The organism is Streptomyces sp. NPDC004647 (assembly GCF_040609575.1).
Classification (GTDB): domain Bacteria; phylum Actinomycetota; class Actinomycetes; order Streptomycetales; family Streptomycetaceae; genus Streptomyces.
Map to the genome: position 1 here is coordinate 28799 of NZ_JBEXKU010000005.1, position 19341 is coordinate 48139.

Consider the following 19341-nt stretch of genomic DNA (forward strand, 5'->3'; position numbering starts at 1 on the left):
CCCGTTGTCCGCGAGTGCCGTCACTCAGGGTTGTCTGCGAGCGATCTCGCCGCCCGGGCGCAGTGGGCGAGCGCCGCGCGGGCGTACGCGGGCGAAGCGCCCGCCAGCCCGCACGCCGGAGTGATCACCAGGGACTCGCTCAGTGTCCCCGGCGCCAGCCCCAGCCTGCGCCACAGCGTCCTGACACCCATGACGCTACCGGCAGGGTCCGACAATGCGGCGTCCGTGCCGGGCACCACTCCGGCGAAGAGCGCCGTGCCCTCCTCCACCGCCTCCCCGATCTGCTCCCCGTCACGTTCCGTGAGGAGAGCGAAATCGAACGAGATGCCCGCCACCCCGGTGCGGCGCAGCAGTGCGAAGGGCACCTCGGGCGCGCACGAGTGGACGACTACCGGGCTGTCCCCGGCCGCGCCGAGGACGGTCCGCAGCGCGCCCTCGGCCACGGCGCGGTCCACGGCCCGGTGCGTCCGGTAGCCGCTGGCCGACTTGACCTGCCCGCGCAGTACGGCGGTGAGCGACGGCTCGTCGAGCTGGAGCGCCACTCGGGCGCCCGGCACCCGCCGGCGTACGTCCGCGAGGTGGCCCCGCAGTCCCTCGGCGAGCGATTCCGCCAGGTCACGGCAGGCACCGGGGTCGGACAGAACGGCCTCGCCGTTCCTCAGCTCCAGCGCGGCCGCGAGGGTCCACGGACCGACCGCCTGCACCTTGAGCAGACCCTCATGGCCCTGGGCGAACTCCTCGACCGCGTCGAGGTCCTCCCGCATCCACGACCAGGCGCGCCGGGTGTCCCGGCCCGGCCGGTCGCCGAACCGCCAGCCGCTCGGCTCCACGCGCGCGTACATCTCGACCAGCAGCCCGGCAGTGCGGCCGATCATGTCGGCGCCGGGCCCGCGGGCGGGCAGCTCCGGCAGATGGGGGAAGGCTTCCAGGGACCCGATGACGCTCTTGGCGGTCTCGCGGGCATCCGTGCCCGGCATCGACCCGACTCCGGTGGCGACGCCCGCGGGCAGCGCGAACTTCAGTTCCGTACTCACGCCGGAAGCGTACGGGAACCCCTCTCCCGGACGTCCTGGCCGGTCACAGGCCCGGGCGCACCGATACGTCGGTGACCTCGGCGTCCCGCGGCAGATCCAGTGCGGCCAGAATCGTGCCGGCCACCGACGCGGGGTCGATCCAGCGGGACTCGTCGTACTCCTTGCCCTCCTGCTGGTGGACCTTCACCTGCATCGGGGTGGCGGTGCGGCCGGGGTAGACGGATGTGACGCGTACCCCGTTGTCGTGCTCCTCCAGGCGCAGCGCGTCGGCCAGCGCCTTGAGGCCGTGCTTGCTCGCGGCGTACGCGCCCCACTGGGCGTTGGCGCGCAGGCCGGCACCGGAGTTCACAAAGATCACATGGCCGTGCGACAGGCGCAGCTGGGGCAGCAGCAGCCGGGTCAGTTCGGCGGGCGAGACGAGGTTGGCGGCGAGCTGGGTGTTCCACGCCCTGGGGGTCAGCTCGCCGATTGCGCCGAGGTCCACGACGCCCGCGATGTGCAGCAGGGAGTCGAGCCGGTCCGGCAGCGTCTGGTGGCCGAGCGCCCAGGAGAGCTTCTCGGGGTCGGCGAGGTCTCCGACGACCGTACGGGCCCCGGGGAACCGCGCCCGGAGCTCCGAGGCGCGCCCCGCGTCGCGCGCCAGCAGCCACAGCTCGTCGCCCCGCTCGGCCAGCCGCCCGACGACGGCCGCGCCGATGCCCGAACCCGCCCCGGTGATCAGATGTGCAGTCATCCCCCCAGCTTGCATCACTGCACGCCGGTGTCCTCCTCCAGGTAGGCCATCGCTCCCGTGCCGTCCTCGGCGAAGAGGACCAGCTCGGTGAGCGGAACGGGCAGGAAGCCCTCCTCGTCCATCCGCTCGAACTGCTGCTTGAGGCCGTCGTAGAACCCTTCGGCGTTGAGCAGCACCACCGGCTTGGTGTGCATCCGGTGCTTCTTCAACTCCAGGATCTCGGTGGCCTCGTCGAGCGTTCCGGTGCCGCCCACCATGATCACAACGGCGTCGGACCGAGCGAGCATCTCCGCCTTGCGTTCGGCCAGACCCCTCATGATCAGCATCTCGTCTGCGTCCGCGCGGGCCCTGTCCCGCAGGAACTCCACGGAGACGCCGACCAGTCGGCCGCCGCTCTTCCGTACTCCGTCGGCCATCACCTTCATGAGGCCGACATTCGAGCCGCCCCAGACGAGGGTGTGGCCGCCCTTCCCGATCAACTCGGCGAATTCGCGGGCCGGCCGGGTGTAGCGCTCGTCGAGCTCGGCGGCGGAGCAGAAGACGCAGATGTTCATGCACGTCACTGTAGGCCGAGGGGTGCGTCGGGGCCGCAGGCTGCCCCGGCACCCGTCACGTACGGGACCGCAACGGCAGTTGGGACCGTCAGCTCCGGGCGGAGGCCGCCGGCCGGCGCTCCGTGGTCGCGATCGTGGCCGAGCCGACGACCCGCGTGCCGTCGTAGAGGACGACCGCCTGGCCCGGGGCCACGCCGCGTACGGGCTCGGTGAAGGTGACGCGCAGCTCCGAGCCGTCGATCAGCTCGGCGCTCACCTCGGTCTCGCCGCCGTGGGCGCGCAGCTGCGCGGTGTACGTGCCGGGGCCCGCGGGGGCGGTGCCGCACCAGCGGGGCTTGATCGCGGTCAGGGCGTCCACGTCCAGCGCCTCGGAGGGGCCGACCGTGACCGTGTTGTCCACCGGGGAGATGTCGAGGACGTAGCGCGGCTTCCCGTCGGCGGCCGGGACGCCGAGGCGCAGGCCCTTGCGCTGGCCGATGGTGTAGCCGTACGCGCCGGTGTGGCTGCCGAGCCGGGTGCCGTCCTCGTCGACGATGTCGCCCTCGGCGGTGCCCAGGCGCTTCTCGAGGAAGCCCTGGGTGTCGCCGTCGGCGATGAAGCAGATGTCGTGGCTGTCCGGCTTCTTCGCGACGGCGAGGCCACGGGCCTCCGCCTCGGCGCGGATCTCGTCCTTGGTGGTGAGGGTGTCGCCGAGCGGGAACATCGCGTGGGCGAGCTGGCGCTCGTCGAGCACGCCGAGGACATAGCTCTGGTCCTTGGCCATGTCGCTGGCGCGGTGCAGCTCGCGGCTGCCGTCCTCGCCCACCACGACGGTCGCGTAGTGGCCGGTGCAGACGGCGTCGAAGCCGAGGGCGATGGCCTTGTCCAGCAGCGCCGCGAACTTGATCTTCTCGTTGCAGCGCAGGCAGGGGTTGGGGGTACGGCCCGACGCGTACTCGTTGACGAAGTCCTCGACGACGTCCTCGCGGAAACGCTCGGCGAGATCCCAGACGTAGAACGGGATGCCGATGACGTCGGCGGCGCGGCGGGCGTCGTGGGAGTCCTCGATGGTGCAGCAGCCGCGGGCGCCGGTCCGGAAGGACTGCGGATTGGCGGAGAGCGCGAGGTGGACGCCGGTGACGTCGTGGCCCGCCGCGGCAGCGCGGGCCGCGGCGACGGCGGAGTCGACGCCGCCGGACATCGCGGCGAGTACGCGGAGGCGACGTCCGTCGCGGGGAGGGGGTCCCCCGTGCCGGGGGCCGGGGGAGGGAGCACCGGGAAATTCGTTCATAGCTCTACCAGGGTAAGGGGAACCGGCCGGGGGGCCGCAGGCGTTATCGGACCGGTGAACGACAAGCCCCGGGGGGCGCGGATGGAACAGCAGTCCCGTCAGCACATCAGCCGGCGTGCCCTGCTGGTCGGAGGCGGCGCCGCGGCCCTGGGTGCGGCGGGGTATCTCGCGTCGGACGAGCTCTCCCGGTGGTGGTGGCGGATACCCGGCAACGACAAGCCGCGCAAGGAAGGTGAGCTCGATCACCCGGGCGCGGAGTGGATACCGGCGTCCGAGGCCAATTGGCGGCGCGCGGACCGGCCGGCCGACTACGTCATCGACCGCGTCGTGATCCATGTGCCGCAGGCGACCTATCCGATCACCCTCAAGGTCTTCCAGGACCCCGGTCACGGCGCTGCGGCGCACTACGTGGTGCGGTCCGGGGACGGCCATGTCGCGCAGATGATCCGGGAGCTGGACGTCGCGTTCCACGCGGGCAACCGCGAGTTCAACGAGCGGAGCATCGGCATCGAGCACGAGGGCTGGGTCGACCGCGCCGAGTACCTCACGGACACGATGTACCGCGCCTCGGCGGAGCTCACGTCCGGGATATGCGACCGGTACGGGATACCCAAGGACCGGGAGCACATCGTCGGCCACATCGAGGTGCCGGGCACCGACCACACCTGCCCGGGTCCGCACTGGGACTGGGACCGCTATCTGAAACTCGTCCGGCAGGCGGGGCGCAAGCGCCCGGGCGCGAGCAGCGGTGCGTGAGCAGCGGGAGAGTGATCAGCCGGGCGTCGGCACCCCGTCGGCTCAGCTGAGCCCGGCAGTCCTCGCCCGCTCCACGGCCGGGCCGATGGCGCCCGCGACCGCGTCGACGTCCGCCGTCGTCGACGTGTGCCCGAGCGAGAAACGCAGGGTGCCGCGGGCGAGTTCGGGGTCCGTGCCGGTGGCGAGCAGCACATGGCTGGGCTGGGCGACACCCGCCGTGCAGGCGGAGCCGGTCGAACACTCGATGCCCTGGGCATCCAGGAGGAGCAGCAGCGAGTCGCCCTCGCAGCCGGGGAAGGAGAAGTGGGCGTTGGCGGGCAGCCGGCCCTCCGGGTCCGGGTCACCGCCGAGGATCGCGTCGGGGACGGCCTTACGGACCGCCGCGATCAGCTCGTCACGCAGTGCGCCGATCTCCCGGGCGAAGTCGTCGCGGTGATCCGCCGCGTGCTGGGCGGCCGCGGCGAAGCCCGCGACTGCGGGCACGTCGAGCGTGCCGGACCGCACCTGGCGCTCCTGACCGCCGCCGTGCAGCAGCGGCACCGGCGCGTACTCACGGCCGAGCAGCAGCGCCCCGATGCCGTACGGGCCGCCGATCTTGTGGCCGGAAACGGTCAGGGCGGCGAGGCCGGACGTGCCGAAGTCGACCGGGATCTGGCCGAAGGCCTGCACCGCGTCCGCGTGCAGCGGGATGTCGAACTCGCCTGCCACGGCTGCCAGTTCACGGACCGGCATGATCGTACCGATCTCGTTGTTCGCCCACATCACGGTCGCGAGGGCGACATCGGAAGGATCCCGGGTGATGGCCTCGCGCAGCGCGTCCGGGTGGACCCGGCCCCAGGCGTCGACCGGCAGGTACTCCACCCGCGCGCCCTCGTGCTCGGCGAGCCAGTCGACGGCGTCCAGCACGGCATGGTGCTCGACCGGGCTGGCCAGCACCCGCGTGCGCCGCGGGTCGGCCGCCCGGCGGGCCCAGTAGAGGCCCTTGACCGCAAGGTTGTCGGACTCCGTGCCGCCCGCGGTGAAGACCACCTCGCTGGGGCGCGCGCCGAGCGCGGCGGCGAGGCATTCGCGGGACTCCTCGACCGTACGGCGGGCGCGCCGCCCAGCGGCGTGCAGCGAGGAGGCGTTGCCCGTGACGGTGAGCTGGGCGGTCATCGCCTGCACCGCCTCCGGGAGCATCGGAGTGGTGGCGGCGTGATCGAAGTAGGCCATGGTGTCCACGATTCTACGAGCAGGTGCGCGGGCCCTGCGGGGCGCATCCAGGGCGCGCTGGGGCGGGTTGCCCCGGCCGCGTCCCCGGACCGGGCCCGGTCCGCAAGGCCGCCCGGGACGGGCGCCCCCCGCCGACGCCGACTGCCTACCGGCGGCCCGGGGCTGTCCGGGCTGGTCTTTCCTCGCCGACCGCCCACCCGCGGCGCCGGCTGCCTGCCCGCGGCGCCGGCTGCCCGCCCCGCGGCGCCCTGTACCGGCCTGCGGCGACATGCGGAAGCGCAAAAGGGCGTGTGAGGATCGACGCGTCCGCTCCCCCGGCCGCCCCGCCGCGCAGATCGCCGGCGGGGAACCCGTATCGCTGGGTCCGTCAGCCCAGCAGGGCCCGCGCCAGCTGGCGGGACTGTGCCACCAGACGGTCCTCGCTGTCCCAGATCTCCGCGTCCTCCTCCAGATAGCCGCCCGCCAGGTTGCGGGTGGTGATCGCGACGCGCAGCGGTCCCGGCGCCGGGCGGCATCGGATGTGGGCGGTCAGTTCGACGGTGGGCACCCAGCCGGTGAGTCCCAGATCGAAGGCCGTGGGCGGCAGTCCGTCGACGGCCAGCAGCAGGGAGAGCGGGTCGGCGTCGCGTCCGTCGGCGAGGCCGAACCAGGCACGCATCTCGCCGCGTCCGGACGGCGCTCCGACCGCCCAGCCCGCGGTGGCGGGGTCGAGCCGGAGGTCGAGCCGCTGGGTGATCGCGGTGCTGCCGGGTATGGGAGTGGCGCCCTCGGGGGCGTCCTTGGTGCTGAGGCAGTCTTCGTACGGCGGCATCGAGGGCGGCTCGGCCGAGGTGCGGATGTCCTCGGGGAGCGACGAGAGGTCGCCGTACGAGGCGAGGACGCGGATGCGCTCGACCTCGGTGCCGTCATCGGCGATCTGGAACAGCGAGGCCTGGCCGGTGGACATGGTGCGGCCGGTGCGTACGGTCCCGGTGCGGATCTCGGCCGGTCCGGGCCGGGAGGGCGTCAGGTAGTGCGCGGTGATGGTGAACGGGTCGGGGTGCGGCAGCGCCTCGCCCAGCGCGCGGCCGAGCATGGCCAGCAGATAGCCGCCGTTGACAGCGCGGATGATCGTCCAGCCCTCGGACAGCTCTGCGCCGTAGACGCCGGGTGCGCGGAGGGTGACGGCCGTGTCGCGGTCGAACTCGCTGTTCCCGATGGTTCCCGGGGCAGCGCTTGCCGCCACGGCCGGCTCCGGCTCCCGGATCGCCGCCGGTGTCTCTTCTGCCTGTGTTGCCTGTGCCATGAGGTGCACGGTACACCGAGAAGTTACCGACGGGTAGGGCCGATTTCCGTGACCTCCCGCGACGGCTTGCCGTGGTATTCCGCGAGCAGCGGCGGCGCCAACGGTCCTTTGATCCGGTCGTCGCACTCGCCCGCGAGACCCGCTACCGGAAGACCGGCGGCCCCGGGAGCCCGGCGGCCCTCAGACCTCCTCGGCCGAGGAGGAGCGCCGGTGCCAGGCCCTGGGGGCGCGCCAGCCGTAGCGCATGGCGAGGGATCGGATGACGAACGCGGTCGCCGCGGCGAGGGCGCTGGTGGCCCCGTTCAGTTCGTCGAAACGGATGAGCAGGGCGACCATCGTCGCGCCCACGATCGCCGGCACGGCGTAGAGGTCGCGGTCCCAGCGCAGCAGCGAGGGAACCTCGTTGGCGAGGACGTCCCGCAGCACGCCGCCTCCCGCTGCGGTGACCACACCGAGGACGGCGGAGGAGGTGAGCCCGAGCCCGTACTCGTACGCCTTGGTGGTGCCCGCGACGCAGAACAGGCCGAGGCCCGCAGCGTCGAAGACGAGCACCGCGCCGTTGATCCGCTCGACCTGCGGATGCAGGAAGAAGATGAGACCGGCCGCTACCAGGGGCATCAGGAAGTACCCCAGGTCCGTGAAGGCGGCGGGGGGTACGGCGCCGATGATCAGGTCGCGGACCACCCCTCCGCCCAGCGCGGTCGCCTCGGCGAGCACCGCGATGCCGAACACATCGAAGTTCTTGCGCACGGCGAGCAGCGCACCGGAGATCGCGAAGACGAAGATCCCGGCGAGGTCGAGCGAGTGCTGGACGGAGGGTGTGTACAGGTCGGTGAGCACCCGGCAATTCTGCCGGGCGCGGGGGTCAGTCCTTGCCCAGGTCCGCCGCGTCGGCAGCACCCGGCAGCGGGGTGTCGGCCGGCGCCTGGTCCGGCGCGTTCTCCGGGTGGTGGCAGGCCACCTGGTGCCCGGTCTTCAGCGCCACCAGCGGCGGCTCCTGGCCCTTGCACACCTCGGTCGCCTTCCAGCAGCGCGTGTGGAAGCGGCAGCCGGACGGCGGCGCTATCGGCGAGGGGACATCACCCTTGAGCAGGATGCGGCTGCGCTCGGTGCGGCGCTTGGGGTCGGGCACCGGCACCGCGGACATCAGCGCGTTGGTGTACGGATGCATCGGCGCCTCGTACAGCGACGCCCGGTCCGCCAACTCGACGATCTTGCCCAGGTACATCACCGCGATCCGGTCCGACACGTGCCGGATGACCGACAGGTCGTGCGCGATGATCACATAGGTGAGCCCCAGCTCCTTCTGGAGGTCGTCCAGCAGGTTGACCACCTGCGCCTGGATCGACACGTCCAGCGCCGAGACCGGTTCGTCGGCGACGACCAGCTTCGGCTTGAGGGCCAGCGCCCTGGCGATGCCGATGCGCTGCCGCTGGCCGCCGGAGAACTCGTGCGGATAGCGGTTGTAGTGCTCGGGGCTGAGGCCGACGAGCTCCAGGAGGCCCTGGACCTCCTTCTTCAGCCCGCCCTCGGGCTGCACGCCCTGGAGCTTGAACGGCGCCCCGACGATCGTGCCGACCGTGTGCCGCGGGTTCAGCGACGAGTACGGATCCTGGAAGATCATCTGGATGTCGCGCCGCATCGGGCGCATCTTGCCTACGCCGAGGTGGGTGATGTCCCGGCCCTCGAACTCGACCTTTCCACCGGTGGGTTCGAGCAGCCGGGTGATCAGCCGGCCCATCGTGGACTTGCCGCAGCCCGACTCGCCCACCACGCCCAGGGTCTCCCCCGGCCGTACGTCGAAGCTGATGCCGTCGACCGCCTGCACGGCGCCGACCTGGCGGCGCAGCACGCCCTTGGTGATCGGGAAGTGCTTGACCAGCCCTTCCACCCTGAGCAGCGGCTCGCGGTCGGCGCCGCCGGGCTGCTGCGGATTCGTCACGTTCTCCTCAGGCACAGCCTGGTCCTTGGCGGTCACAGCTTCGGCGCAATCTCTTCGGTCCAGATCCGCGTCCGTTCCTCCTGCGTCATGTGGCAGGCGGAGAAGTGTCCGCCGCCGGTCTCACGCAGCACAGGCACCTCGGTGCGGGTGACGTTGTCCTTGGGCACATCGGCGTACGGGCAGCGCGGGTGGAAGGCGCAGCCGCTGGGGACGTTGATCAGGCTGGGCGGGGTGCCCTTGACCGGGATGAGCCGGTCGGTCTGCTCGCGGTCGATGCGCGGCATCGAGCCCAGCAGGCCCCAGGTGTAGGGGTGCTGGGGTTCGGTGAAGACCCGCTCGGCGGTACCGCGCTCCACGCACCGGCCGCCGTACATCACCATGATGTCGTCGGCGAGTTCGGCGACGACGCCCAGGTCGTGGGTGATGATGATGACCGCGGAGCCGAACTCCTTCTGGAGGTCCCGGATGAGGTCCAGGATCTGCGCCTGGACGGTGACGTCCAGGGCGGTCGTGGGCTCGTCCGCGATCAGCAGTTCAGGGTTGTTCACCAGCGACATGGCGATCATCGCGCGCTGCCGCATACCGCCCGAGAACTGGTGCGGGTAGTCGTTGACCCGCTGCGACGGCTCGGGGATGCCGACCCGGTCGAGCATCTCCACGGCCTGCCGCTTGGCGGCCTTCTTGTCGACGTCGTGGTGCACCCGGTACGCCTCGGTGATCTGCGCACCGATCGTGTAGTACGGGTGCAGGGCGGTCAGCGGGTCCTGGAAGATCATGGCCATCTTCCGGCCGCGGAGCCGCCGTACGTGGTCGGGGTCGGCGGCGACGAGTTCCTCGCCGTCCAGCCACACCTCGCCGGAGATCTTCGCCCGGGCCGAGCGGTGCAGGCCCATGACGCCGAGCGAGGTCACGGACTTGCCGGAGCCCGACTCGCCCACGATCCCGAGGGTCTTCCCGCGGTGCACGTCGAAGCTGACGCCGTCGACGGACTTCACCAGACCGTCGTCGGTGTCGAAGTGGATGCGCAGGTCGCGTACCGAGAGGAAGGCCTCGTCAGGGCCGGCGGGCCGGCCGGCCACCGGCTCGCCCACGGCCGCCGCCGGGGCCGGGACGCCCGTAGCGGCGGCCTCCCGGGGTCCTGGCTGCGTCTTCTTGTCGAGCTCGCTCACGAGTACCTCACCCTGGGGTCGATGGCGGCGTACACCAGGTCCACCAGCAGATTGCAGAAGACGATGAAGAAGGCGGCGACCAGGGTCACTCCCATGACGATCGGCAGGTCGGCGTCCTTGACCGCCTGCACGGCGTAGGCGCCCATGCCCTGGAAGGAGAAGACCTGTTCGGTGATGACCGCGCCGCCGAGCAGCAGGCCGAAGTCCATACCGAAGATGGTGACGATCGGGGTGAGCGCCGCCCGCAGGCCGTGCTTGGTGACGACCTTGGATTCCTTGAGGCCCTTGGCCCGCGCGGTGCGGATGTAGTCCTCACCCATCGTCTCCAGCATGCCCGCCCGGGTGAGCCGGGCGTACAGGGCGGAGTAGAGGAAGGCGAGCGAGCACCAGGGGATGAGCAGGTTCCAGGCCCACTCGCCCGGATTCTCCGAGAACGGCACGAAGTTGATGCCGTCTTCCCAGACAGGTATCTGAACGGTGAACACCGCCAGCCCGAGCATGCCCGTGAAGAAGATCGGGAGGGAGACGCCGGCGAGCGCGACGGTCATCGCGAGCCGGTCGAAGAACGTGCCCTTCTTCAGCGCCGAGAGGACGCCGATGGCCACACCGGAGATCACCCAGATCACCGCGGCACCGATGGCCAGCGAGAAGGTGACCGGAATACGCTGGGTGAGCTCGGGCCACACCTCGATGTGGTCCTTGAAGGAGTAGCCGAAGCACGGTGCGTGACACACCGAGGCTTCCGGGCCGAAGTGGTACGTGGCGCCGGAGACGATCGCCTTGATGAAGTCCCAGTACTGGAGAATGATCGGCTGATCGAGGCCGAGGTTCCGCTTGACCGCGGCAATGGACTCCGGATTGGCGTCCTTGCCGACGTACTGGGTGGCGAGTTGGTCGACGGTCTGACCGCCCAGTCGCGGGACGAGGAAGAAGATCGCGAAGGTGACTGCGCTGACCACCAGCAGCAGCAGCACCGCGGCGAACACGCGTCGGATGATGTACGCAGCCACAGCCGAGCGGCGCCGGGTCCGCCGGGCCTGGGGTCACCAGGCCCGGCGGACTCCGGAGCCTTCACCTGCCTTTCGGGCTATGCGGGGGTCCGGGGGTCTCCCCCCGGGGGATACGGGTCGGCGGACGCGGCTACTTCTTGGAGGAGCCGATCAGCAGGTAGTCGTACATGCCGAGGTACGCCTGGGTGACCGTGACGTTGGTCGCCGACGCCGGCCGGTACAGCAGGTTCTTGCGGTAGATCAGCGGCACGGCCGAGGCGTTCTCCATGACCAGCTTGTCGACCTCGCCCCACGCCTTGGTGCGGGCGGCGTCGTCGGTGTTGGCGATTCCGTCGGACAGCGCCTTGTTGATCTTCGGGTCGTCCAGCTCCATCAGGTTGTTGCCACCCGACGGCTTGATGGCCGAGCCGTTGACGATCTGGTCCAGGAAGCCGAAGCCGGTCGGCCAGTCGGCGCCCCACGCCATCATCATCAGACCGATCTTGTGCTCGTGCACATAGCTCGGCACACCGGCGAAGTTGGCGAAGTACTTGCCCGAGGGGAACTGCTGGATCTTGGCCTTGACGCCGATCTTCCCGAGCGACGCCTGGATGGCGGTGGCCATCTGGACCTCGTCCGGACGGTCGGAGCGCGCGGTCAGCGTGGTGTTGAAGCCGTTCGGCTTACCGCACTTCTTCAGGTGCTCCTTGGCCTTGGCCACGTCACCCTTGTTGCCCTCGGTCTGGTACAGGTCGAACTTGCTGTAGCCGTTGACCGACGGGGGCAGCAGCGTGGAGGCGACATCGCCCTTCGCGTCACCGCCGAGCGCCTGCTGCACCGACGCCTTGTCGATGCCGTACTGCACGGCCTTGCGGCAGTCGGCGTTGTCGAACGGCTTCACCTTGGTCGACATCGCGAGGTAGGAGGTGGCACCGGCGTAGGGGTTGTCGGTGTTCTTCTTCTCGCTGGGCTTCGACAGGATCTTCGGCTGGGTCTTCGTCTGCAGACCGGTGCCGGCGGCGTCGACCGTGATGTCGTCACTCAGCAGGTGCTGGTCGACCGTGGTCGGGTTCACCTTGAACTTGAAGGTGATCTTGTCCGCGAGCGCCTTGCGGACCGGGTCCGTCTTCGGGTCCCACTCCGGGTTGCGCACCAGGGTCGCGCTGCGGCCCTCGTTGTACGACTGGAACTTGTACGGGCCCGAGGACACGATGTTCTTCACGTACTCGGCGCCCTTGTCCTTCTTCTGCGGCACCGGGGCCGTCTGGGAGAAGGTCGCCAGGTAGTCGAAGTCCGCGAAGGGCTTGCTCAGCTTGAACGTGATGGTCTGGTCGTCGGGGGTCTCGATGGACTTGATCCCCTCCTTCGACTTGTCCTTGTACGGGCCCTTGTACTTGTCGCCGCCCTCGAGGTACGCCTTGAAGTAGGTCGGGCCGTGCGACAGCGCCTCCGGGGCGAAATTGCTGCGCTCGATCGCGTACTTCACGTCCTTGGACGTCACCGCGGTGCCGTCCTCGAACTTCACACCCTTGCGCAGCTTGTACGTCCAGGTCTTGGCGTCCGCGCTGGGCTTGCCCAGCCCCTCCGCCAGGTCCGGGACGACCTCGAGGCCTTCCTTGCCCGCGGCCGGCTTGAAGCTCGTGAGACTGCGGCCGTACAGGCGGGAGAAGTTCTGCACCCAGCCGTAGTACGTATTGCCCGGGTCCAGGGAGTCCGGCACGTCCGAGTGCTCGAAGACGGCCGTGCCGCCCTTCTCGTCGGACTTGTTCACGACCGACTCGAGCGCGGCGTCGGCCGCGGCGTTCCCGCCGTTGCCGTCCTTGCTGTCGTTCGAGCCGCCGCAAGCGGACGCACTCAGCGCCAGCACGATGGCTGTCGCCAGGACAGCTGTCGCTTTCTTGGTTCTCATGCTGAGGAAAGCCCCCTCTATCGATTGGTACGGCGCGGTGCTCACGGTGCTCATGTCGGGGCGCCGTTACTTGCTGCGAGGGTCGAGGGCATCTCGCAGCCCGTCGCCCAGCAGATTGAAGGCCAGCACGGTGATGAAGATCGCCATGCCGGGCACGATCATGTACTGCAGATCGACCTCGTACAGGTCCACCGCACTGGTGAGCATGCCGCCCCAGGAGGCCTGCGGCGGTGCGATACCGACACCGAGGAAGCTCAGCGCGGCCTCGAACAGGATGTTGGTCGGGATCAGCAGCGTCGAGTAGACGAGGATCGGCGCGACCAAGTTGGGCAGCAGTTCGCGGAAGAGAATGAACGGTCCCCGGGCACCGAGGCTCCGCGACGCCTCAACGAACTCCCGCTCGCGCAGGCTGAGGGTCTGTGCGCGGACAATGCGGCCCATATAGGGCCAGTTGAAGAATCCGATCACGAAGATCAGCACGCTGATCCGCAGCGGCAGGCCCTCCAGACCGAAGGCGCCGTCCTGCAGGGCCGCCGAGATGGAGATGGCGAAGAGCAGCAGCGGGAAGGCCAGGAAGGTGTCCATCATCCGGCTGATGATGCTGTCGACCCAACCGCCGTAATAGCCGGCGATCACGCCCAGGATCGTGCCGATGACGACGGAGAGCAGCGTGGCTCCGGCGGCGACCAGCAGCGACACCCAGGAGCCCTCGATGATGCGGGCGAGCAGATCACGGCCGAGGCCGGGCTCGATGCCCAGCGGGTGGTCCCAGCTCATCCCGCCCCAGCCGCCCTTGGGGGCCAGGAGTTGGGGGTCGACGAGGTCCTGGTTGAGCGCGTTCGGGTCGAGCCCGAAGAGACTCTGGATCGGCTTGGACAGCACGGCGAGGAGGACCAGGAGCAGCACCACGATGCCGCCGGCGATCGCCACCTTGTCGCGCTTGAAGCGCATCCAGGCGATCCGGCCGAGGGAACGACCCTCGATCTGGCTCTGCTTGACCCCGGTGAGGACAGCCTCGGGCTGCGCCTCGGCTTCCGCCCCGGTGGTCTCGATCGGTGCGGTCACGGTGCGTTTGACCCCTCTCGGTCGGCGGTAGCCGACCCACGACCTGCCGCTGTGGCGGCTATGAATTTCACATCGCACAAGGGCCCGTGGCCCGGCGAACGTGAGTCTTCATCGCGTTTGCGATCAGCCGCCAGACCTCCCAGGGAAAGTATGCGCAACTGTGATCTGGCCTGGAGTCTGCCGTTATACGGACAGGAGGTGCGGCTGAGCGGATTTCAGAGCGGCGGGCAGGGCGGTGAGTTGGGCCCGCAAAACGCCCCGGATTCCCTCAATTTGGCAAAGGAATGACCAACGACCCGCGCCCCGCCCGGACATTGCCCGAAAGACGTCCGCATGCTGGACGGGCCCGAAGAGGGTCAGTACGGGCGTGGAGCGGCGCCCGGCTGCCTGCCGTGCGCGCCGGGAGTCCCCCCTGCGGGCGGATAGCCGTAACCGGTGGCGGGCGGGACGGCGGGCGGCGCACCGGCCGCGCCGAAGGCATCACGGTCGAAGAAGGGCCGGGCGCCGTTCCGCATCCACATCGCCACCGGGTCGTACTCGTCCGACATCGCGACGGTCGACACCGGCAACCCGTCCGGCACGGCGCCGATCGACTGCTGCATCATCACCCGCACCGACTCCACGGCCGGCGGGCTCGTGTCGTACAGATCCAGGCCGATGGCGAGATAGGGCGCGCCGAGCACCGGCTGCACCCAGGCGCGGCGCAAGGAGCGGACAGCGGGGGTGCGGTGGGCGTTCTGCGTCAGCAGCGCGTAGAACTGGGCGATCTCGATGGAGGGTTCGGAGAGCCGCAGCGGGCCGGCCGGCAGCCGGTCCAGGCCGGTGGCAATCCGCCGCAGGTCGAGCCAGGGGATACCGACGCCGCCGCCGGGGGCGTGCGGATTGAGCCAGAGGCCCCAGCGGTCGGGGAAGAGAGAGGTCGCCACTTCCCAGCCGGTGACCACTTCATGGGCCCGGTTCCAGCCACTGGCCGCGAGCTCCTGGGCGGAGGTGACGCAGGGCGCGTAGCCCAGGCCGTCGACTTCCATGTTCCCGTACTGGGCGTCCGGCGACCCCGCCTGGCCGTGCCAGAGCAGCATCCAGACGCTGCCCTCCGCGAGGGTGCGCAGCAGCGCCTCGTAGGCGTCGTACCGTCCGGGCGTCACCTGTTGCAGCATCTGCTCGACAGCTCCGGCCGTCGCGGTGCTGCCGTCCTGCCGCCCACCGCCACCCTCGAACGAGTCGCGGCGCTCCGCCCCCCTGCTCGGGCCGCTCACGTGGCTCCGCCCTTTCTTTCGGTCTCTCGGCACCCGCTCCGGGGGCATCGTGCGCGCCCCGCCCGGTTATCCAACCAGCTTACGAGTCCGAAAGCGGACGCCCTCGCGGCCCGGGTTCCGTAGGCGCGGTCGCTGTTCAGCGCTCCGCGGTGTGGAACGGCCGCACCCGCTCCAGCATCCAGTCGCCGACCGGGTCCCGCGCGATGTCCAGCAGCACCAGCTGTACGGGCCAGGGCAGCGGCACCGCGCCGAGCGCCCGTCCGAGCGCGTTCATCACGCTCTCCCGGTCCTCCGGTTCGTTGCGCACGAGTTCGACCCCGACGAAGAGAGCGGGGGCGTCGCCCTCGACGCTGGCGAGGACGCGGCGGGCGGTCCGTACGAGACCGGTGACGGCGAACTCCCCGGCCGCCGCGGCGAGGAAGTCGACCGGCTCGTCCTGCCAGTCGGGCTCGAACAGGCGTACCCGGGCACCGCCGGCCGCGCTGTCGAGCTCCGTGCGGCCCATCCGGCACAGTTCGGCGACGGCGGGGGGAGGCAGGGGGATGCCGACCGCACCTCCCGGGTTGACCGCGATGCCAAGCTGCGGCGGCAGACCGCGGGCGAAGTCGCGGGCGGGCGCGACGGTGAAGGACATATGGGCTCCGACGACCTGGAGGAACTGCCGCTCGGAGCTGAAGACGGGGACGTACGCGGCGCCGTCGATCTCCACGGTGGGCAGATCCAGGTCACGGCTCTCGCGGCTGCCGCCGTTGGGCAGCGGCACCCACACATGGCTGCGGCCGAGCACCTCGACCAGCCGGTGACCGGCGCCGGCCACCCCGAGGGAGGCGGCGAGCACCTCCTCCAGTTCGTTGCCCGGAAAACCACCGGACGGCACTCCGCCGGGAGGCAAGGAGTACCCGTGCTGCTCCGTCTGCTCGGTCAAACTCATCGGTCCCCACCACCGTTTCCTCCGTACTGCACACGCACCCTAACGGCTGCAGCTCCAGGTGCCCTCGGGGGCTGCCCGAATCTGTGACGAAAGCGCAGACCAGAGCAGAGAATCCCGACATTCCAGTCGCCACTCTCCGTATGCGTCAAGTTGCGCTCCGTGCTGGCCCTTTGCACGGTGGACGGGTCGTACCCACTCGCACCATCGAAAGGGAAGCAGTGCCATGCCCATAAACCGCAAGACCAGCATTCTGATCGCGTCCATCGCATGCGGCGCTCTCCTGTGCGTCAGCGGCGGTGCCGCCGTCGCCGCGGCGGACAACGCCCCCGCCCGCTCCGCCGACGTAAAGGCCGCGCTCAAGGCTCCCGTCCCCAATTCCGAGGCCCTGGAGCGGCAGAACGAGGCGCTCGGGGAGCTGAACGGCGCCCTCCAGCCCGTTCACGAACTCCTCTCGGCCGTCCTCAAGGCGCCGGACGGCAAACTGTCCGCCACCGAAGCGGCACGGCACGCCAACGCGGCCAAGAAGGCGCTCGAGGAGCTCAAGGCCGCCGCTCCGCAGTCCGCGGACGGCGTCAACGGCTCGGCCGGCAGCAACCAGGCCACCGAGCAGGCCCAGCAGCTCCAGGTCAAGACCATCGAGGACCTGCTGGCCGCGATCAACGCCCTGCTCGCGGCCATCGCCACCGGCGACCCGGCGGCGATCGCGGCAGCCCTTCAGGATGTCATCGACGCCGTCACCGACCTGATCATCGGCACCGTGGTCGGCGGCGGACTGCCGGCGCCGAGCCTCTCCGTACTGCAGAACCCGCCCGCGGTCTCGAGCACCTCGCAGTCCTCGACAGTGCAGAGCGAGTCGCCCGCCGCGTTCATGCAGTAACGCTCGAAGTTGTCCCGTAGTTGTCTCGTAGTAGTTGTCTCGTAGTGATGCGGAGGGCAGAGCGGATCCCGTCGGCTACTCGAAGCCGATGCCGTTCAATGCGCTCGCGGCCCTGCGGTCCAGCAGCACGGCCGAGGTGCAGCCGCCGGGCAGCCGCCCGCCCTCCGCATCCGCGACCAGCCGGCGCACCGCGCGGCGGTGCCGCGCGAAGGCGTATCCGGAGACCCCCCGGCCCCGCGAGGCCTGGCCCTCCAGGGCGACCTCCGGCGGTACGTCCAGCAGCACCAGGTGCAGAGATCCGCCCCGGCGGCGGGCGTCGCGCGCCAGCCAGCCGCGCACCCAGCCGAGCGTGCCGCAGTCGTGCACGACGACGCTGCCGCCCGAGCGCAGCGCCCGGGCCAGCCCGGCGTAGTGGGCGACCCGGACCAGGGGCCGGTAGAGGGCGTACGGCAGCAGGGCCGGCAGCCGCTGCTCCCAGCGGTCCCGGGTGTCCTGCGAGTCGATCCGGCGGACGGCTCCGCCGCCGGCGTCCAGGCCTGCGGTGGCCCGCTTGATCAAGGTGCTCTTGCCACTGCCCGGCAGCCCGGAGACGACCACCACATCCCCGGCGGGGTAGCGCAGCTCGCGTGCGTCGGTTCCCCGCAGATCGGTTGCGGGGGCGCACCGTCCCGGCCTGACGACCGGCGGTACGGCATGCATCGGCGGCTCCGGCTGCTGGGGCTGCTGGGGCAGGGCGCCCAGGACACGGCCCGACCCGACCGCCGACGTTGTCGCGTACATTCCATATCTCTGCACCGTGATCGTCCTTCCAGGTCCGGTCACTGCGGCCCGTGCGCGCAGAGTTTCAAGAAAAGGTAATGCCATACAACCGCCTTACCTCCGGTCCTGACTGCCGAACGTGTCACAGGCGTGCAATGATGTCGGCGCCAACTCCATACCGGCCGCTTGAACCCGCGCGGGAGAGTCCCCGGATACCGGACCGGCCGCTGTGCCGGACGCCGGGGCGCCGAAGGAGCAAGTCCTCCCTTGAATCTCTCAGGCCCCGTACCGCGTGGACTAGGCACATCTGAAAAGCGGGCCGCCGCAGTGCGGTCCCACCCAAGGTGCAAGCCATGACCCCGATGCGGGGTCGTGGCGAACCTCTCAGGTTCCGATGACAGATGGGGAGGCTGTGTTCTTTCCGACGCCAGCCTCGCCACCCGTGCCAGGGAGCCTGAAACATGACCGATGCACCACGCCGCACCGCGCTGGATGCCCTGCATCGCGCGCTGGGCGCGAACATGACCGACTTCGCGGGCTGGGACATGCCCCTGCGCTACGGCAGTGAGCGCGACGAGCACATCGCGGTCCGTACCCGCGCCGGACTCTTCGACCTCTCCCACATGGGCGAGATCACCCTGACCGGCCCCCAGGCCGGTGAGCTGCTGGACTACGCGCTGGTCGGCAATCTCTCGGCGCTCGCCCCCGGCCGCGCCCGCTACACCATGATCTGCAACGCCGAGGGCGGCATCCTGGACGACCTGATCGTCTACCGCCTCGGCGAGCTGGAGTTCATGGTCGTGGCCAACGCCTCGAATGCCCAGGTGGTGCTCGACGCGCTGACCGAGCGTGCGGCCGGCTTCGACGCGGCCGTACGGGACGACCGGGACGCGTACGCGCTGCTCGCCGTCCAGGGCCCCGAGTCCGCGGCCATCCTGAAGTCGCTGACCGATGCCGATCCGGACGGGCTGAAGTACTACGCGGGCCTGCCCGGCACCGTCGCCGGAGTGCCCGCGCTGATCGCCCGTACGGGCTACACCGGCGAGGACGGTTTCGAGCTCTTCGTCTCCCCGGGCGACGCCGAGGCCCTGTGGCAGGCGCTGACCGAGGCGGGCGCGGACCGCGGGTTGGTGCCGTGCGGGCTGTCCTGCCGGGACACGCTGCGCCTGGAGGCGGGCATGCCGCTGTACGGGCACGAGCTGACCACGTCGCTGACGCCGTTCGACGCGGGTCTGGGGCGGGTCGTGAAGTTCGAGAAGACCACGAACGGCGGCGACTTCGTGGGGCGCCAGGCCCTGGAGGCGGCGGCGAAGCGAGCCGAGGAGGCCCCGCCGCGCAAGCTGGTCGGCCTGATCGCCTCGGGCCGCCGGGTGCCGCGCGCCGGGTACGGCGTGGTCGACGCCGCGTCCGGAACGGTGATCGGCGAGGTCACGTCGGGCGCGCCCTCGCCAACGCTCGGCAAGCCGGTCGCCATCGCCTATGTGGACGCCGCCCACGCGGAGCCGGGGACGGCGGGAGTCGCGGTGGACATCCGCGGCAGCAACGAGCCGTACGAGGTCGTCGCGTTGCCCTTCTACAAGCGGCAGCGCTGATCTACAAG

The 19341-nt window shown here is 70.5% G+C and carries 18 protein-coding genes and 1 riboswitch; of the genes, 3 read left to right on the top strand and 15 right to left on the bottom strand.

Translation table 11 applies throughout. The features are described from left to right. Nucleotides 1–20 precede the first annotated feature (20 nt). The 4 genes from ABZW18_RS03595 to mnmA form a co-directional block, all read right to left on the bottom strand. Nucleotides 21–1034 (bottom strand): methionine synthase, encoded by a 1014-nt coding sequence (locus ABZW18_RS03595; protein ID WP_356181509.1) that lies wholly within the window; start codon nt 1032–1034, stop codon nt 21–23. Between the two features lie 43 nt (nt 1035–1077). Then, nucleotides 1078–1767: an SDR family oxidoreductase gene (locus ABZW18_RS03600; RefSeq protein WP_356181512.1), complete on the bottom strand. Its 690-nt coding sequence runs from the start codon at nt 1765–1767 to the stop codon at nt 1078–1080. 14 nt (nt 1768–1781) lie between these two features. After that, nucleotides 1782–2321 (bottom strand): TIGR00730 family Rossman fold protein, encoded by a 540-nt coding sequence (locus tag ABZW18_RS03605; RefSeq protein WP_356181514.1) that lies wholly within the window; start codon nt 2319–2321, stop codon nt 1782–1784. A gap of 88 nt (nt 2322–2409) precedes the next feature. After that, nucleotides 2410–3591: a tRNA 2-thiouridine(34) synthase MnmA gene (mnmA, locus tag ABZW18_RS03610; protein WP_356181517.1), complete on the bottom strand. Its 1182-nt coding sequence runs from the start codon at nt 3589–3591 to the stop codon at nt 2410–2412. A gap of 81 nt (nt 3592–3672) precedes the next feature. Between mnmA and ABZW18_RS03615 the strand changes: the two genes are divergently transcribed. Next, nucleotides 3673–4347 (top strand): N-acetylmuramoyl-L-alanine amidase, encoded by a 675-nt coding sequence (locus ABZW18_RS03615; protein ID WP_356181745.1) that lies wholly within the window; start codon nt 3673–3675, stop codon nt 4345–4347. A gap of 42 nt (nt 4348–4389) precedes the next feature. On the opposite strand, the gene ABZW18_RS03620 is transcribed toward ABZW18_RS03615, so the two are convergent. The 10 genes from ABZW18_RS03620 to ABZW18_RS03665 all read right to left on the bottom strand — a co-directional run bounded on the left by ABZW18_RS03620 (nt 4390) and on the right by ABZW18_RS03665 (nt 16105). Beyond that, on the bottom strand, nt 4390–5559 hold the full coding sequence (locus tag ABZW18_RS03620) for a cysteine desulfurase family protein (protein WP_356181520.1): 1170 nt from the start codon (nt 5557–5559) through the stop codon (nt 4390–4392). Nucleotides 5560–5926: 367 nt separating this feature from the next. Continuing rightward, nucleotides 5927–6844 (bottom strand): thioesterase family protein, encoded by a 918-nt coding sequence (locus ABZW18_RS03625; protein WP_356181523.1) that lies wholly within the window; start codon nt 6842–6844, stop codon nt 5927–5929. Nucleotides 6845–7024: 180 nt separating this feature from the next. Continuing rightward, complete coding sequence (locus tag ABZW18_RS03630; protein WP_356181526.1) at nt 7025–7684, bottom strand: trimeric intracellular cation channel family protein; 660 nt, start codon at nt 7682–7684, stop codon at nt 7025–7027. Between the two features lie 25 nt (nt 7685–7709). Beyond that, nucleotides 7710–8801, bottom strand: coding sequence for a dipeptide ABC transporter ATP-binding protein (locus ABZW18_RS03635; protein WP_356181529.1), 1092 nt, complete (start codon nt 8799–8801; stop codon nt 7710–7712). Nucleotides 8802–8818: 17 nt separating this feature from the next. Next, on the bottom strand, nt 8819–9877 hold the full coding sequence (locus ABZW18_RS03640; RefSeq protein ID WP_356181747.1) for an ABC transporter ATP-binding protein: 1059 nt from the start codon (nt 9875–9877) through the stop codon (nt 8819–8821). Between the two features lie 74 nt (nt 9878–9951). Next, nucleotides 9952–10965, bottom strand: a complete 1014-nt coding sequence (locus ABZW18_RS03645) for an ABC transporter permease (protein WP_356181532.1) — start codon at nt 10963–10965, stop codon at nt 9952–9954. A 130-nt stretch (nt 10966–11095) separates the two neighbouring features. Beyond that, nucleotides 11096–12853 carry an ABC transporter substrate-binding protein gene (locus ABZW18_RS03650; RefSeq protein WP_356181535.1) on the bottom strand — a complete coding sequence of 586 codons (1758 nt, stop codon included), beginning with the start codon at nt 12851–12853 and terminating at the stop codon, nt 11096–11098. A 66-nt stretch (nt 12854–12919) separates the two neighbouring features. Further along, entirely contained in the window at nt 12920–13918 is a 999-nt protein-coding gene (locus ABZW18_RS03655; protein WP_356181537.1) for an ABC transporter permease, read from the bottom strand. Between the two features lie 356 nt (nt 13919–14274). After that, nucleotides 14275–15075 carry an enhanced serine sensitivity protein SseB C-terminal domain-containing protein gene (locus ABZW18_RS03660; protein ID WP_356181749.1) on the bottom strand — a complete coding sequence of 267 codons (801 nt, stop codon included), beginning with the start codon at nt 15073–15075 and terminating at the stop codon, nt 14275–14277. A gap of 235 nt (nt 15076–15310) precedes the next feature. After that, the gene (locus tag ABZW18_RS03665) at nt 15311–16105 is read right to left on the bottom strand and encodes an enhanced serine sensitivity protein SseB (protein WP_356181540.1); all 795 of its coding nucleotides are present in this window, start codon (nt 16103–16105) and stop codon (nt 15311–15313) included. Between the two features lie 223 nt (nt 16106–16328). Here ABZW18_RS03665 and ABZW18_RS03670 point away from each other — a divergent pair, with 223 nt between their 5' ends. Next, nucleotides 16329–16982 (top strand): hypothetical protein, encoded by a 654-nt coding sequence (locus ABZW18_RS03670; protein ID WP_356181543.1) that lies wholly within the window; start codon nt 16329–16331, stop codon nt 16980–16982. A 75-nt stretch (nt 16983–17057) separates the two neighbouring features. Here ABZW18_RS03670 and ABZW18_RS03675 read toward each other — a convergent pair whose 3' ends face one another. Further along, nucleotides 17058–17783: an AAA family ATPase gene (locus tag ABZW18_RS03675; RefSeq protein ID WP_356181751.1), complete on the bottom strand. Its 726-nt coding sequence runs from the start codon at nt 17781–17783 to the stop codon at nt 17058–17060. A 145-nt stretch (nt 17784–17928) separates the two neighbouring features. Further along, nucleotides 17929–18042, top strand: a riboswitch (glycine riboswitch). A gap of 160 nt (nt 18043–18202) precedes the next feature. Between ABZW18_RS03675 and gcvT the strand changes: the two genes are divergently transcribed. After that, on the top strand, nt 18203–19333 hold the full coding sequence (gene gcvT / locus ABZW18_RS03680) for a glycine cleavage system aminomethyltransferase GcvT (protein WP_356181545.1): 1131 nt from the start codon (nt 18203–18205) through the stop codon (nt 19331–19333). Nucleotides 19334–19341: the final 8 nt, after the last annotated feature.